The following is a 17111-nucleotide window of genomic DNA, read 5'->3' on the forward strand; positions in this document are numbered from 1 at the left end:
CAAAAAAATAAGAAGGCGTATGGTGTAGTTTGTGCATAAATTCACAAACTAGCTCGCCTTCAAAGAAAAGAACAGCATATTTTTTATCGTAAAGGAGAATTGGTTATGCCGGAAACAATTGATCAAACAAAAGAATCTGTCAATCAAAGCCAACGTGATCTCATTGATCAGCTGTTAAAGCCCGAAGTACAAGAATCTTTAACCGTTTTAGTTGATCAGCTACCAAAGCTGACTGAACTGGTAAACATTTTAACAAAATCTTATGATTTTGCACAATCAGTTGCAACTGATGAGGTATTAAAAAATGATACTGTTGGTGCCATTACTGAAATACTTGAGCCGGTAAAAGAAACGGCAAAAGATATCGCACAAACAGCAATTGAAGCAAAAGACCGCGCAGAACAAAACAATGAGGTGATCGGTCTATTTGGTTTGTTAAGAATGCTAAAAGATCCACAAGCTCAGAAAATGTTCCGTTTTGCCCAATCTTATCTACAAATCTTGTCAGAGCGCGAAAATCAAAAACAACAATAACCTTCAGAATACATTTACAATAAGGACGGAGGATACATGATGTCAAAACATATTGTCATTTTAGGTGCTGGATACGGCGGATTACTATCTGCATTAACAGTTCGTAAATATTACAACAAAGAACAAGCGAAAATTACGGTAGTTAACCAATACCCAACTCACCAAATTATTACAGAATTGCATCGCCTTGCGGCTGGAAATGTGTCCGAAAAAGCGATCGCTATGCCGCTTACAAAACTTTTTAAAGGAAAAGATATCGATCTGAAAATTGCAAAAGTCACTTCTTTTTCAGTTGATCAAAAAGAAGTTTCACTTTCTGATGGCACTTCTTTAACATATGATGCACTTGTTGTCGGACTTGGTTCTGTAACAGCCTACTTTGGTATTCCTGGACTTGAAGAAAACAGTATGGTGCTGAAATCGGCAAACGATGCGAACAAGATTTTTCAACATGTTGAAGAACGAGTGTGCGAGTACTCTAAAACAAAAAATGAAGCTGACGCAACGATTTTAGTTGGAGGTGGCGGCTTAACAGGTGTTGAACTTGTCGGTGAACTTGCTGATATCTTGCCGAACCTTGCAAAAAATTATGGTGTAGACCCTAAAGATATCAAGCTAAAATTGGTTGAAGCAGGTCCTAAAATTCTGCCGGTTCTTCCTGATGAACTGATTGAACGTGCAACAGCTAGCCTTGAAAAACGCGGTGTAGAATTCTTAACAGGTCTGCCTGTTACAAATGTCAAAGGTAATACTGTTGAATTGAAAGACGGTCAAACAATTGTTACGAATACGTTTGTCTGGACAGGTGGTGTCCAAGGAAACCCTCTTGTTGGCCAATCAGGACTTGAAGTCAATCGTGGACGCGCGACAGTTAATGATTTTCTTCAATCTACATCTCATGAAAATGTATTTGTTGCAGGAGATAGCGCTGTTGTCTTTGGCCCGAATGATCGTCCATACCCACCAACAGCACAAATTGCATGGCAAATGGGTGAGTTAATTGGCTATAATTTATATGCATATTTAGAAAATAAATCATTAGAATCATTTAACCCTGTAAACTCAGGCACACTTGCAAGTCTTGGACGTAAAGATGCAGTCGCTGTTATCGGTGCAAACGCAACATCTCTTAAAGGTCTGCCCGCTTCTTTAATGAAAGAAGCAAGCAATGTCCGTTATTTATCACATATTAAAGGTCTTTTCAGTTTAGTTTATTAAGTAGTTAAATCATGCACCACTTATTATCATTTTAAACGATAAGTGGTGTTTTTTTACGCCTTAAATTTGACGGCTCCATGACATATTTCAAAATGGGCTAACAAGTCAGTCAGATAGAGAGGATGAGAACAATGAAAACGTTAAAAGTACCGGCAATACTTCATGAGTTTTTTGGTAAAAAAATTTTTTTGTTGGATTTATGTTTAACACTTTTGTTTGGAATTGGAATGTCTGCATTGATTTTAACTGTGACATCTTCCCAATGGCTTCATCTTGATGTTTGGAAAAGCGTGCTGCTCGCAATATTAGCGCTTGATATTACAGGAGGGGTGCTTGCAAATTTCACATCATCAACCAATCATTACTATCAACAAAATGCTAAAGTCCGGCTTATTTTTATTTCAATTCATTTTCAGCCAATCGTGTTAGGCTTTCTCTTTGTTCCTTATATTTGGATATGCCTTTCTGTTTGGGGATATACCATCACATCTGCACTGCTTGTTAATCATTTGGTAAAACATCCAGGACAAAGAACCATAGCTGCTTTTTTGGCGACTTCCAGTATATGCATCCTTCTCTTATTTCAATTACTTCCCGCTATTCTCTCTTGTTTACTGTGTTTATATATGTTTAAAGTGATATTCGCATTTGCTGTTGATCATGACATCAACAATCCTAATCAAACACAAGTATACAAATCTCGTTTTTGACATAAATTACGAAAACATACGAAAAAGGATGGGAAACGGGATGACCAAAAATCTTAAAGCTAGTTTATGTATCTTCATGTTGTTTGTATTTGCGTTTATTTCTGGTATACATGAGAATAAATCAGCCTCAGCAACTAACAACAGAATATCAGATCAAATAGATCCACTTTTAAAACATGATCCACTTTTACAAGGTACGCTTGCCGGAATCAGCATTAGATCTGCTTCATCCGGTGAAATTTTATACAGTCATCTGGGAGATATCCGTCTTAGACCTGCCTCAAACTTGAAGCTTTTAACAGCTGCAGCTGCTCTTTCTGTGTTAGGAGAAGATTATTCATTTCAGACAGAGGTTTTGACTGACGGACATCAGATCGGTAACAGTCTAAAAGGAGATCTTTACTTAAAAGGAAAAGGTGATCCAACTCTGTTAGCAGCTGATTTCAAACGAATAGCTGAAAAGATTCGAAAAAAAGGGATAACAACGATCTTTGGCAATCTCATAGGGGATGACTCATGGTATGATGATGTCCGCTATTCTGCTGATCTCACCTGGGATGATGAAGACGAATATTATGGGGCCCAAGTCTCTGCTTTAACTGCTTCTCCTAATGAAGATTATGATGCTGGTACAGTTATTTTAGAAATAAGTCCTGGCAGACTGGCAGGTCAAAAACCGAAGGTCACACTTCAGCCGCAAACAAATCAAGTTAAGATCATGAACAATGCCAAAACAGTCACAGCTGAAGAAAAGAAAAAAATCAACATAGAAAGATTGCATGGAACCAATATTATTGAAATGAATGGAACGATTCCCAAAGAGACTACAAAAATAAGAAAATGGGTCGCGCTCTGGAAACCTTCCCACTATGCACTTGATTTATTTAAACAAGCTCTTCACCAACAAGGCATTCACATGATCGGAACAGAAAAGATCGGCGTTACACCGAAGCAAGCAAAACGGATAACCGTTCATCAATCGATACCGCTTGCAAAGCTTATGATTCCTTTCATGAAACTTAGCAATAACGGTCATGCCGAAACATTAGTCAAAGAAATGGGAAAGACGGTCAAACATGAAGGTAGCTGGGAAAAAGGTCTTGAAGTGTTAAACACAACATTAGATAGATTAGGGCTTCATACAAACCAATTGCTTTTGAGAGATGGATCAGGAATTTCGCATCTTAATTCAATTTCTGCAGATCAAATCACAAAGCTATTGTATGTTGTTCAAGGTGAAAAATGGTTTTCCACATATATTCGATCATTGCCAGTCGGGGGAAATAGCGATAGAATGGTGGGCGGAACATTACGAAACCGGTTCAAAAATCCGCTTGTGAAAGGGAAAGTCAGAGCAAAAACAGGCACTCTTGCAACTGTCAGCTCATTATCAGGCTATGTCGATACGAAAAGCGGTAAAACGCTGATTTTCTCCATCATCTTAAACCAACTAATGGATGAAGACAAAGGCAAAGACATTGAAGACAAACTTGTTGAAATCTTAGCAGCTCAATGAAAATTACGATTACATACAATCCAAGTTAGTGGAATTCTTTTTGAATCCACTACTTGGATTGTGATAAAATTCGTTTATTCTGACGTACTTTTTTCAATACCGGCCATATAATGCTAAGAGACTGGTTTCTAACTGACCGACAGGCAAGGGGGAAATATATGAAACTATTGTTTGCATATTATCGGTACTCTCCACATTCAAATGGTCCATCCATCTATATAGATACACTACGGAAAATGTTACAAGACAAAGGGCACACTGTCGATTTGTTATCCCATGACAAGGACTGGCTAAACATCCAGATTTCCAATCAGCAAAAAGTCAATAAATACAAAATAAAAAACACTCTAATTGATCGTTTTCAGACATCTTACTCTACTAAATATCCGCTCTGGATCTTCTGGCGCGAAATGGAGCGCCTAAGTTTGGAAAAAGCAATTAAACAACTTGACTTAAACGAATATGATCTGATTCATTGTCATGATTTTATGACAGCAAGAGCAATTGCTCTTTCCAAACCTTCCCATACACGATTCGTTGTGTCGCTTCATAACTTCAAATATCATGAATCAAAAATAACAAAAGAGTTTTACGCGAAAAGCCGTCAAGAACAACAATACATGAAAACTGAAGAATATATAGGGGCGATGTCAGGCGATGTTGTTGCCGTTCCATGTGAATGGCTCAAAAAGCAGTTAATCAAAATCGGTGTCACACCGTTAAACATTAAGGTTATTCCATATGGAATAACCAAAGAGCCATTTATGACAAGTAAGATCTCGAAAATAGGTGAAGACAAAAAAGTGATTCTTTGCCCTGCACGATTGGTCCCTATAAAAGGGCAGCGTTACTTATTAAAAGCGCTCTGGAAACTAAGCCGAGAAAGGGAAGATTTCCACTGTCTCCTAGCAGGAGAGGGACCAGATCGTACCGCACTTCAACAATTAGCAAACAATCTCGGAATCAGCTCTATCATTTCTTTTCTTGGAAAACGAAATGATATTCCATATCTCATGAATAAAAGTGATATTATTGTCCTCCCTTCATTACATGATACATTTCCACTCGTCATACTAGAAGGACAGTTTTCCGCAAAACCTGTTATCGCCACAAATGTTGGTGGTATGAAAGAAATCATGACAGATGGAGCTGACGGTTTAATCGCTCAGTCAGCTGATAGCGAAGCACTAGCAGAAAAACTACGGTTTTTGCTAGATCACAGCTCGATCCGCTCACAAATAGGAAAACAGGCATTGAGGAAAGCGATGAATTATTGGGACATCGATCGTCATATCAAATCAATTGAAAAATTGTATCAACAAACAAAAACCCGTTCAGTGCAAGATAAACAACAAATAGAAAGAGAAATACTCAGCCAGTGCAAAACGATCAAGTCTGTTGAATCAGGATTTACATTATCAGGGGACATTCATGAGGAATTGAGAAAAGAATTAACAAACCAACAGCATTATATTCATCTTTATGACCAATCAGGTGTTTTACTTCAAACAAAACCTGTCAATCCAAATGGTTCTTACGAATTCCAGTGGCTTCCCGCAGGAAGTTATGTCTTGAAAAGCACCTTGGAGAAATTCGGAAACGAAACAAAGTTAGTCGGACCTAGTTAAAAGTGGTGAAAGCCGGACATTTTTTCGGCTTTTTTATCCATTAAATGACATATATTAGGTGATTGTTTTTGTATAACAGTTCAACGAATAGTATGTATTATTATAGTACAGATATTTGGAATATCCTCATTTTTACATATAAAAATCAATTTTGTAATCGCTTTAATTCATAAAAAGTCCTCAAATTTGTTACGATTTTCACAAATTATGTGATCTTTTTCACATTCAAATCTGTTATATTAAGATTATGATGTAAATGCATAATCTGTTATACAAGTTTTTTAACAATAAGAAGAGGTGGATAAAAGTGAAACAATGGAATGATTTTAAAACAAACGTATGGCAAAAAGAGGTAAATGTCCGCGATTTTATTTTAAGCAATTTCCGTCCATATGAGGGAGACGAATCATTTTTAGAATCTCCAACCGAATCTACCACAAAATTATGGGAACAAGTAATGGATTTAACGAAAAAGGAAAGGGAAAATGGTGGTGTTCTTGATATGGATACTGAAAACGTTTCCACAATTACATCACACAATCCTGGGTTTTTGAATAAAGATCTTGAAAAAATTGTTGGTGTCCAAACAGATGAACCATTCAAACGTTCACTTCAACCTTTTGGCGGAATTCGTATGGCAAAGCAATCCTGTGAATCTTATGGGTATGAGCTTGATCCAGAAGTCGAAAGAATTTTCACAGAATATCGTAAAACACACAACCAAGGAGTTTTTGATGCATATACAGATGAAATGAGACTTGCTAGAAAAGTTGGGATCATCACAGGTTTACCTGATGCTTACGGCCGTGGACGTATCATTGGTGATTACCGCCGCGTCGCTCTTTATGGTGTAGATTTCTTAATTCAAGAAAAGAAAAAAGACTTAGCTGGTACAACACCAATTATGTCTGAAGAAAACATCCGCCTTCGTGAAGAACTTTCTGAACAAATTCGTGCATTGACTGAATTAAAAACATTAGCTGCAAGCTATGGTTTTGATATTTCAGAACCAGCCAACAATGCTGCAGAAGCATTCCAATGGCTATATTTCGGATATTTGGCAGCCATTAAAGAACAAAATGGTGCAGCAATGAGCTTAGGTAGAGTGTCCACTTTCTTAGATATTTATATTGAAAGAGATTTACAAAATGGTATATTGACAGAACAAGAAGTACAAGAACTAGTTGACCATTTTATTATGAAACTGCGCCTGGTCAAATTCGCACGTACACCAGATTACAATGAATTATTTAGTGGTGACCCAACTTGGGTAACAGAATCAATTGGTGGAATGGCACATGATGGACGTCCGCTTGTCACTAAGAACTCTTTCCGGTTCCTGCACACGCTTGATAATCTTGGCCCTGCACCAGAACCGAACTTAACTGTTCTTTGGTCTGTCAGACTTCCACAACACTTTAAAAATTACTGTGCAAATATGTCCATTAAAACAAGCTCCATCCAGTATGAAAATGATGACATTATGCGTCCTGAATATGGTGATGATTACGGAATTGCATGTTGTGTATCCGCAATGGAAATCGGTAAACAAATGCAATTTTTCGGGGCACGTGCCAATTTAGCAAAAGCGCTGCTTTACGCAATTAATGGTGGAAAAGATGAAAAGCACAAGCATCAAGTCGGTCCGGAAATGACACCGATCACCGCCGATGTGCTAGACTATGATGAAGTCATGCAAAAGTTTGATCAAACAATGGAATGGCTGGCCGGTCTGTATATTAATACACTCAACGTGATACATTATATGCATGATAAATATAGTTATGAAAGAATTGAAATGGCCTTGCATGACACTGACATTATGCGGACAATGGCTACAGGTATTGCTGGATTGAGTGTTGTCGCTGATTCATTAAGCGCTATCAAACATGCAAAAGTGAAAGTCATTCGTGATGAAAATGGTCTTGCCATTGATTTTGAAACAGAAGGTGAGTTCCCTAAATACGGAAATAATGATGACAGAGTTGACAGTATAGCTGTTGATCTTGTTAAGTGTTTCATGAAAAAATTGCGTAAACATCAAACATATCGTCAATCCATTCATACGATGTCAATTTTAACGATAACATCAAATGTTGTATACGGTAAGAAAACAGGCAATACACCTGATGGCCGCCGAGCTGGTGAACCATTTGCTCCAGGTGCAAATCCGATGCATGGACGTGATTCAAAAGGTACTCTAGCTTCCTTATCATCAGTTGCAAAATTGCCTTACAGCTATTCAATGGATGGAATTTCTAACACGTTCTCTATCGTACCAAAAGCGCTAGGAAAAGATGAAGCAAGCAGAGCACAAAATTTAGCCAGCATTCTTGACGGCTATGCTCACAAAGAAGGACATCACTTAAATGTAAACGTATTTAACAGAGAAACATTGCTTGATGCAATGGATCATCCTGAAAAATATCCGCAATTAACGATTCGTGTGTCAGGCTATGCTGTTAACTTTATTAAGTTGACAAAAGAACAGCAACTAGATGTCATCAGCCGTACGTTCCACGAATCTATGTAATAGAAAAACGGAGCGTTTTCCCACGCTCCGTTTCTAAATAAAGAGGTGCTCACGCTCATGAAAGGAAACATTCATTCTATTGAAACATTCGGTACGGTCGATGGACCGGGTATACGTTATATCATTTTTACACAAGGATGTTTATTGCGTTGCCAATTTTGTCATAATGCTGATACTTGGGAAATCGGAACAGGAAAACAAATGCCTGTTTCAGAAATTGTTGATGATATTCAAACATATCTCCCGTTTTTTCAATCCTCTGGCGGAGGAATCACTGTCAGTGGAGGCGAGCCTCTTTTACAGCTCCCATTTTTAATAGAGCTATTTAAAGAATGTAAAAAAATAGGGATTCACACAGCGATTGATTCCTCAGGGGGATGTTATTCCAATGCTTCATCATTTCAAGAACAAATCAAAGAGTTGATTCAGTACACGGATCTTGTTTTACTTGATGTAAAGCATATAAACCGGAAAAAGCACATGAAACTAACAGGAATGCCAAATGACCATATTTTGGATTTCGCCCGATTTTTGAGCGATCATCAGGTGCCTGTCTGGATTCGTCATGTCTTGGTTCCCACGATCTCAGACATTGATGAAGATTTAGCTGAACTCGGCCAATTTATTGGAACACTTTCAAATGTTGAAAAAGTCGAAGTTCTTCCTTATCATAAATTAGGTGTCTACAAATGGGAAGCACTTGGACTCGAATATCCTTTAGCAGGAATCGAGCCTCCTAGTGAAGAACGTGTTGAACATGCTCACAAACTGTTAACCGCCCATTTGAATATTTCTCAATGACAGACTTCTCTAAAAGGGAAGCTGTCTTTTTTTAAGACTTGCATAAATTTGCTGTTTTTTTACAATAGTAAAACAGAGGAAAGACAACAAAATTGAGGTGGACAGTGCCATGTACTATGTATATTCACATAATGATCTAGATGGGGTTGGCTGCGGAATTATCGCAAAAATAGCTTTTGGCGAACAGGTGGAAGTTCGCTACAATTCTGTAACAAGCTTAGACATCCAAGTGGAAAGGTTTTTGGGTGCTGTTGAAAATAGACGAAAAACCCAAGAAGGTCTGTTTATCACAGATTTATCTGTACATCAAGACAACGAAAAACGATTGAATGACTATGCAGAGTCAGGCGGCAAAATCAAACTGATTGATCATCATAAAACCGCGCTGCATTTTAATCAGTATCCATGGGGGATCGTCAAAGTTGAATACGAAGATGGACGACTTGCATCAGCCACTTCTCTTTTTTACGAATACTTAATTGAGAACGGCCTACTTACAAAAACGAAGGCATTGGATCAATTTGTCGAGCTTGTTCGGAAATATGATACATGGGAATGGGAACGTACAGAAGATCTTCAGGCAAAACGGTTAAATGATTTGTTTTTTATGGTCTCCATAGATGAATTTGAAGAAAAAATGATTCGCCGTCTAAAAGAAAACGAACAGTTTTCATTTAATGAATTCGAAGAAAAAATTCTCGATATGGAAGAAGAAAAAATTGAACGATACATTCGTCGAAAAAGACGAGAAATCGTACAAACGTTTATTAATGGACACTGCGTTGGAATTGTCTATGCCGAAAACTATCATTCAGAGGTAGGAAATGAACTTGGTAAAGACAACCCCCACCTTGATTATATCGCGATTTTAAATCCGGGTGGAAAAAAGGTCAGCCTTCGCACGATCCATGACCAAATCGATGTCTCAGAAATCGCCGCCACATTTGGCGGAGGTGGCCATGCGAAGGCATCTGGATGCCCATTAACCAATGAAGTGTTCAAACTTTATGTTTCTGAGCCATTTCAGCTTGAACCAGTGAGAGCCGATGCTTTTAAAAATATGTATAATTTGAAAGCGTCTGACTCTGGGGCTCTTTATGTAAATAGAGAAGAAGATCGCTTTTATCTTTTTCCTTGTGAAGATGGTTGGAACATCCAGTTAAATGGTGTCACACACCCAGAATCCTTCGCCTCGTTTGAAGAGGCAGAGTATTTTATTAAACGGCATTATGCGGCATGGTTAGTTCGAGATGAGACATTCATCCAATTCTTAATGACTCAGGTCAAAGAAATTTTTCATCCTAAAGGCTAAGACACTAATATGTCTTGGTCTTTATTCATATCATAATAGAAAAAAGGGGATGGTGTGTAATGAGCAAAAACAGCCAAATCAAAGAAATGCGCGGAGTCTGGATCGCTACAGTCACAAATTTAGACTGGCCTTCGCAAAAAGGTCTCTCACCTGAACAACAAAAAAAAGAGTACATCAAACTGTTGGATGATGTAGTAGAGATGGGAATGAACGCTGTTGTCGTTCAAATTAAACCTACCGCTGATGCATTTTATCCGTCAACATATGGACCATGGTCTGAATATTTAACAGGTGTTCAAGGAAAAGATCCTGGTTATGATCCACTTCAGTTTTTACTTGACGAAACACATCATAGAGGCCTTGAATTTCATGCATGGTTTAACTCATTCCGTATCACAATGAATCATACTGATATAACAAAACTTTCAAACGATCATCCTGCTAAAAAACATCCTGACTGGGTTGTCGCATATGGCCATCAGCTTTATTACAATCCCGGTATTCCTGAAGTCCAAGATTTTATTATTGCAGGGATCGAAGAAGTTGTTAAAAACTATCACATTGATGCCATACACATGGATGATTACTTTTATCCTTATAAAATCGCTGGCAAAGACTTTCCTGACCTTGATACATTTGCACGCTATGGTAAAGATCGTTTTTCAAATATTGAAGACTGGCGAAGGGACAATGTCAGTCAGATCGTCAAACAAATAGGTGAAATGATCAAGAAAGAAAAATCGTTTGTCAAATTTGGAATCAGTCCGTTTGGTGTCTGGCGAAACATAGCTGATGACCCTACAGGTTCAAACACAACAGCTGGAGTCACAAACTATGATGATCTTTATGCTGACACAAGAGAATGGATTCAAAAACAATACATTGATTATATCGCACCACAAATCTATTGGAGTATCAATTTTCCGCCCGCAGCCTATCATATTTTAGTCAATTGGTGGACAAATGAAGTAAAAGGGCACCCCGTTCATTTATATATTGGACAAGCAGCCTATAAGATTAATAATAATGCTGATCATGCTTGGTCTGATCCTGATGAGTACCCGAGACAGATTGCACTAAACCGCTCATTGAACGTTTTGGGCAGTATTCATTTTAGTTTAAAGGATTTAAACAAAAATTCACTTGGAATCAAGGACAAATTAAGAGCTAATATTTACAATTCTCCCGCTCTCATTCCCGAAATGCCGTGGCTCAAGTGACTAGTGAAGGACCGCCTGGGGACACCGTCCTTCACAAGATCATAACAGATTTGACTGGTAAATGGTCGGACGCTTGAGGATTCAAGTTGATCACTTCAGTTTTTACTACGTGAAGACAAGGACTGGCAAAAATGTAATCTAACCGTTTTCTCGGACGCTGTGACGGGTATGTGAAGCCATGACCAGCTCCGGCCTGATTCCAACTATCGCTAAGCTCCTCAGCCATCCTTGTCCAGCCTCGTGAATTCGGATTCATATTCCAATCTCCCAATACAATGACCGGCTCATCAAGCTGCTTCATTCTTTCAATGATAAAGTCTGTTTGTTTACGGTGGAAAAGAGGATTTAAGCTCAAGTGTGTCACAAAAATGAAAAGGCGCTTTTCCTCAATTTGCACAACAGTTTCAAGAACAGACCTTCCTTCATGAAACTTTGGGCCAAAACTTAATAGGTGGTTCTTTACTGTGATGATTGGAAAACGGGTTAGAAGACCATTTCCGTATTGTCTCTCTGTGAGGGCATCTTTGGAGGGCTTTGATAATGACGGACTAAATGCATGATTCATCTGCAATCGTTCTGCAAGGAAATTTATTTGATCCTGATACTCGCTTCTTTTTGAAAAATGTTTATCGACTTCATTAAGACCGATAATATCAGCATCACTTTTTGCCATAATATCGGCAATTCTCTCAAGATCAAGCCGCTTATCGATTCCTTTTCCGTGGTGAATGTTGAATGTCATGATCGTGATGTTCAATTTTATCCCGCCTGTCTTCATATATTATTTACTATTTTATCTCAAAGATCATCATTTTATCGGGAACATGATGAAATAAACGAGTAAAAATTGTGGTTGATTTCAACATGTTCAGTTGAGTAATGGCCACTAAAAAGAACCATGGAGTTAGTAGTAGAAACGCATGAAAATGATTAAAATAAAACATACATACTCTCTGAAAAATCACATGAAAGAGGTTGCAAAATGGAGTACTGGCATCTAATAAAAAATCCTAAAGGTGAGACTTATCGCTATTTCATCAAGGTATTGTGTGATCACTCAGATAAGTTCTACTTTGTGACAATGAAAGAATTCGACTACAATCAAGAGGTCCTCGAAAAATTTCAACCTCATGTGATTGAAACATATAAAACAAACCAATGGGCACAGACGATAAAAAGAGGTCCAGCTGTTACTGTATATGTCATCAAGGCAAATCGAGATACTTGTCAATTGCTGCAACAATTATCGAACTCCTTATATGACTGGGTAGCACCATTACCAGAAGACTTAACATTTATTAAAAACAATCTTGAATGGTTTACCTGTACGACACATGAAGAGATGGGGGGATTTTCACTTCGTTCTGAGAGTGACGGGGAGATACTTGGTCACATTCAGGGATTTGAGGTTGAAAAAGACGAGGAAGAATAAATATTCTCTAAATGTAATTCCCCAAAAATAGAGGGGGCAGCAAATTTTTGTCAGCCTTTGGCTCTGTTAAGCCCTATATCTCCATAAACTTAAGGATTCTTATGAAGTTTATTTCTTTTAAACAAGAACAGGGCAGATCGCATTGATCTACCCTATACTGACTTTTAGTTATCCTTAATTAAGTAAGATTTCGTATTGCAACGTGCATGTCGCTATGATCTGTTTGAAAAAATTCGCCTATCCCTATCGTTAATACTCCCAAAATGCACACAGCAGAAATAAAACTTTTAAATTTCATACTGGAATTCACCCCTTCGAATTTGATTTTGGGCCTCCATCATCTGCTTTAAAAAAAACACAGAGTCATCAGGACGCCTATTCTTAGTATAAAATTCCGCAGCCACAAAAGCCAGTTCTTCCAAATAAGGATAACCCTGATTATTTCTAAGTGGTTCAAGAGATTCCAACACTTCTGACCTATCTCCTTGCTTAATAAACAACACCTCTAAAAAATTTAACAAAATTAATGATAAACTATCATCAAACTTCTGGGCGCTATCTATAGCCTGTTTAAACCATTTCTCTGCTTCGGCTTTTTTATCATCAATGAAATGGATTAATGCCAAAAGATAATAAGCTAATGTAATGTCTTTTGACCCTGTTTTTTCTGTTGCTTTAATAGCCTCAAGAAGATAAGGGACAGCCTGAAAGCTTCCAATACGTTGATAACAGTTCGCCATATTTATCAGTGATTTTGTGATCATAGGCCAGTTGTCAATTTCTTGAGAAAGAGCCAAAGCTTTATGTAAATGAGGCAAAGCCTTATCATGGATATGCAAATCATCATAATTTCCTGCAATAACAAAATGACATTGAATACGGCGAACCATGTATGTAGCCTGCTTTTTGTAAATTTCATATGCCAGAGATATATAATACATAGACATATGCGTTTGTTTCATGTGATAAAACACTTCACCCATCCTGAAATAAAATTCTGCCTTTTCGATTTTATCTGAAATTTTCGATAATCTTTTTTCTGCCAGTCTATAAGATTGAATCGCTGTTAAGTATTTTCCTTCTGAAAAATAATACATTCCCGAAAAGAAAGAAAAATAATACTCTAATAATCCAGAAAATTTTCTTCCCTGTCCTTCTATCTCTCTAAGATAATCCGCAAGGGACATTTTTTTTTCATTTGGATAAAGGTAGTCCAACATCAATTGATGCCTAAATCCCATTAACTGATAATACAACAGCGTATCCTGATCTTCTTCCATGTATTCTATCTCTTGACGAACTTCCTCTTTAAGCCGTTCTGCTTCTATTACGTCTAATTTTTGAATTTCGTTATACCATGCATTAATTTTCATTCCTACAACAGAAGATGGTATGACTTTCAAGACCCCTCATTCCTTTCTTTTTAAAAATAACCTTTTTATGTTAAGAATAGCACAAAAATTCCAAAAACAAATCAAAAAAAATTGTTTTGAAAAAAGTTTGCGTGACACCGAATGTAAACAAGAGGACAAATGTATTTTCCAAAAAAGCAAATCATTTTATTGATTGTGTGTTAAAATTATTCATATTATCTAAATGTTGTATAAAAGGGTAGGGAGTGGACTTTGGTTGATGGGAAAATTAAATAGGTCATTAACTGTTTGGAATAAGAATTTCACACTTCTTTTTTTCTCTAGGCTCATCAAGGTTTCGGCTGACAGCTTTGCATTTTACTCGATTTTGTGGTTTCTGATTTTTAGTGGAAAAGGAGCGATTGGCACTGCTTTATTAATTGCTGTTACTTTTCTTCCAGAAGCAATGTTAGCACCGGTGACAGGTCCTTTAATGACAAGAAGCACATTAAAGTTTTGGATGTACTTTTCTGACTTAACAAGGGCATTGATTGTACTCTCAATACCAATTAGTTATTTTAACGGGTTTTCTCCAATGTGGTTTATTATTGGACTTATGATTATTCATTCAGCAACAGGTGCGACATATAATCCTGCGTCAATTACACTGATTCCGCAAATTGTCCATGATGACTTCATGCAAAAAGCAAATGCGATCATACAGTCTTCCTCTGAAATTGTAAAGCTTGGAATTGTTACGCTATGTGGAGGTCTTCTCACTTTAATCGGTCCAGCACCAATCATGATCATTTCCTTCACACTTTATATCATTTCTGGGATTTTGGTTCTTTGTATTAAGTATCAAGCAGATCAGCCATCTACTGAGCATGACAATGTCAATCAAAGAGGCACATACATGGCAAAATTAAAAAGAGGGTTTTCTTTAGTGAGACATCATAGAATTTTATTCCCTTTAGCCATCTATTGTATTTTTATGAATTTAGCAGCAGCACCATGGGAAGCATTGTCCGCAATTTATGTTTCAGAAGATTTAAATGGTACACCGTTTATCCATACGCTTCTGAAGGCTACAACAGCTATTGGTGCATTTACACTTGGATTTATTCTGGCTAAAGTGAAGATCAACAGATACGGATTTCTTTTTATAACAGCTGGAATGATTGAAGGTGCATCTTACGTTATCACTGGGCTATTCACAATTGTACCTCTTGTATTCCTGGCTGCCTTTGCATTTGGGGCAGCAGTAAGCTCAATCAATGTTCCAGAGTACACCATTATTCAAAAGTCTGTAGATGGAGATGATCAGCCGCAAGTGTTTGCTGTTATCAATATGATTGGAAACCTTGCACTTCCATTAGGTTCAGTGATCTGTGGATATGCAGCAGAAGCGATTGGATCAGGTAAGGTTATTGCAATTGGTGGTTTAATTCAACTTCTCGCTGGTGTTGGAATTTTGCTGTTCACACAGCTTGCCAAAGCTCAAGAGTCCGATCTTATCAAAGAAAAAAATGCAAGCATAACCTAAAAAAAATGCACGGACTAAAATATAATGAAACTTAAAACTTGTCAAATACAAAAGCATATTAAATGCTTTACCAGAGTTGATAAAGGAAAACAAGCCAAAAATAAAGAGTGCGGGATAAGGATATCTATCTTGGAGATATTGTTCAAATAACAAATGTTAATTGCTATGGAGACAAAAAGGCTTTCAAGGTAAGCCTCCTGAATATATGATTGCATTAAAAATCGTTAAGGGGTTGTTTCTTGAAGATCATTTAATTAAAGTGTGAGAAGCAGTCGATTTCTTCAATGAAAAAAATGTTTATGCTGAAAAAGAGCATTACGGTGAATCGGTAGTGACATTCTGTTTAGCCGATCAGATGCTTGGGGAGCAGCTGAGTTTTATCGGCAAGCTAATGAAGCGAAGCGACAAATTGAAAGGGGAGAATCTTTATGAAAAAAATGTTTATTTGTGCAATTCTTTTAACCGGTATAGCAGTTGGTGCAATAACAACAATAAGTGATACTCAAGGTGGTACCTTCAAAGTTGCTGATCGTGCACGGACTTGATTTTTATCTCCAATATAAATAGCAACCATAAGAAATACTTCATGTATAGTTGTTTTTTAGCATTTAAGGGCTGCCCGTTTAATCACGTTTACAATGACGATAAAAGATGTGATTATTTTTTGGCCGTCCTTTCTTTTCACTGAGATTTTAAAAAATATTGACATACCCCCTTGTGTATATTAATATACCCGTAGAGGTATGAAAGAGAGGGTGAAAAGATGCCAAATCAAAAAACCAATATCATCTTGTTTAGCGGTGATTATGATAAAGCGATGGCAGCATTTATCATTGCAAATGGAGCGGCCGCATATGACCATGAAGTAACGATCTTTTTTACATTTTGGGGATTGAACACCTTAAAAAAAGAAAACATCAAAACACCAATAGCAAAACGAGCTATTGAAAAAATGTTTGGTTGGATGATGCCAAAAAGTGCTGATCACCTACCATTATCAAAAATGAATATGCTTGGTCTAGGTCCAAAGATGATTAAACACGTCATAAAGAAGCACCATGCCCTATCATTGCCGCAATTGATCGAACTGGCGAACGAGCAGGGGGTTAAGCTAATGGCGTGTACAATGACAATGGATTTATTGGGCATTAAACAAGAAGAGTTGATCGATGGTACTGAATTTGGCGGTGTCGCAGCGTATTTAGGCGAAGCTTCTGAAGGACAGATTAACTTATTTATTTAAGTTATTTTTATACCCTTACATGTATTTGTATATTTACCGTGATGGCACGCAAACCAGGGCCATCCA

13 protein-coding genes and 1 pseudogene are annotated in these 17111 nt (G+C 37.4%); 12 read left to right on the forward strand and 2 right to left on the reverse strand.

Annotated elements, in window-relative coordinates; translation table 11 throughout:
• Positions 1-105 precede the first annotated feature (105 nt).
• The 9 genes and pseudogenes from PDT38_RS01990 to PDT38_RS02030 all read left to right on the forward strand — a co-directional run.
• Entirely contained in the window at positions 106-534 is a 429-nt protein-coding gene (locus tag PDT38_RS01990) for a DUF1641 domain-containing protein (protein ID WP_270798665.1), read from the forward strand.
• 39 nt (positions 535-573) lie between these two features.
• Complete coding sequence (locus PDT38_RS01995) at positions 574-1752, forward strand: NAD(P)/FAD-dependent oxidoreductase (protein ID WP_270798666.1); 1179 nt, start codon at positions 574-576, stop codon at positions 1750-1752.
• Positions 1753-1883: 131 nt separating this feature from the next.
• Entirely contained in the window at positions 1884-2462 is a 579-nt protein-coding gene (locus PDT38_RS02000) for a hypothetical protein (RefSeq protein WP_270798667.1), read from the forward strand.
• A 40-nt stretch (positions 2463-2502) separates the two neighbouring features.
• On the forward strand, positions 2503-3978 hold the full coding sequence (gene dacB / locus PDT38_RS02005) for a D-alanyl-D-alanine carboxypeptidase/D-alanyl-D-alanine endopeptidase (protein ID WP_270798669.1): 1476 nt from the start codon (positions 2503-2505) through the stop codon (positions 3976-3978).
• Between the two features lie 158 nt (positions 3979-4136).
• Positions 4137-5606: a glycosyltransferase family 4 protein gene (locus PDT38_RS02010; protein ID WP_270798671.1), complete on the forward strand. Its 1470-nt coding sequence runs from the start codon at positions 4137-4139 to the stop codon at positions 5604-5606.
• A gap of 307 nt (positions 5607-5913) precedes the next feature.
• Positions 5914-8139 (forward strand): formate C-acetyltransferase, encoded by a 2226-nt coding sequence (gene pflB / locus PDT38_RS02015; RefSeq protein WP_394356209.1) that lies wholly within the window; start codon positions 5914-5916, stop codon positions 8137-8139.
• A 57-nt stretch (positions 8140-8196) separates the two neighbouring features.
• The gene (pflA, locus tag PDT38_RS02020; protein ID WP_270798675.1) at positions 8197-8940 is read left to right on the forward strand and encodes a pyruvate formate-lyase-activating protein; all 744 of its coding nucleotides are present in this window, start codon (positions 8197-8199) and stop codon (positions 8938-8940) included.
• Between the two features lie 109 nt (positions 8941-9049).
• Positions 9050-10252, forward strand: a complete 1203-nt coding sequence (locus PDT38_RS02025; protein ID WP_270798677.1) for a DHH family phosphoesterase — start codon at positions 9050-9052, stop codon at positions 10250-10252.
• A gap of 83 nt (positions 10253-10335) precedes the next feature.
• Positions 10336-11466 (forward strand): annotated as a pseudogene (locus PDT38_RS02030) (glycoside hydrolase family 10 protein); the annotation flags it as partial.
• 37 nt (positions 11467-11503) lie between these two features.
• Here PDT38_RS02030 and PDT38_RS02035 read toward each other — a convergent pair.
• Positions 11504-12229: an endonuclease/exonuclease/phosphatase family protein gene (locus PDT38_RS02035; protein WP_270798678.1), complete on the reverse strand. Its 726-nt coding sequence runs from the start codon at positions 12227-12229 to the stop codon at positions 11504-11506.
• A gap of 225 nt (positions 12230-12454) precedes the next feature.
• Here PDT38_RS02035 and PDT38_RS02040 point away from each other — a divergent pair, with 225 nt between their 5' ends.
• A complete protein-coding gene (locus PDT38_RS02040; RefSeq protein ID WP_270798680.1) occupies positions 12455-12904 on the forward strand; it encodes a hypothetical protein in 450 nt (149 codons plus the stop codon).
• Between the two features lie 287 nt (positions 12905-13191).
• On the opposite strand, the gene PDT38_RS02045 is transcribed toward PDT38_RS02040, so the two are convergent.
• Complete coding sequence (locus PDT38_RS02045) at positions 13192-14307, reverse strand: Rap family tetratricopeptide repeat protein (protein ID WP_270798681.1); 1116 nt, start codon at positions 14305-14307, stop codon at positions 13192-13194.
• 229 nt (positions 14308-14536) lie between these two features.
• Here PDT38_RS02045 and PDT38_RS02050 point away from each other — a divergent pair, with 229 nt between their 5' ends.
• The gene (locus PDT38_RS02050; RefSeq protein WP_270798682.1) at positions 14537-15802 is read left to right on the forward strand and encodes an MFS transporter; all 1266 of its coding nucleotides are present in this window, start codon (positions 14537-14539) and stop codon (positions 15800-15802) included.
• 763 nt (positions 15803-16565) lie between these two features.
• Positions 16566-17045, forward strand: a complete 480-nt coding sequence (locus tag PDT38_RS02055) for a DsrE/DsrF/DrsH-like family protein (RefSeq protein WP_270798684.1) — start codon at positions 16566-16568, stop codon at positions 17043-17045.
• The last annotated feature ends 66 nt before the right edge of the window (positions 17046-17111 follow it).

Source organism: Bacillus changyiensis, assembly GCF_027706145.1.
In the GTDB taxonomy this organism is placed as follows: Bacteria; Bacillota; Bacilli; order Bacillales; family Bacillaceae; genus Bacillus; species Bacillus changyiensis.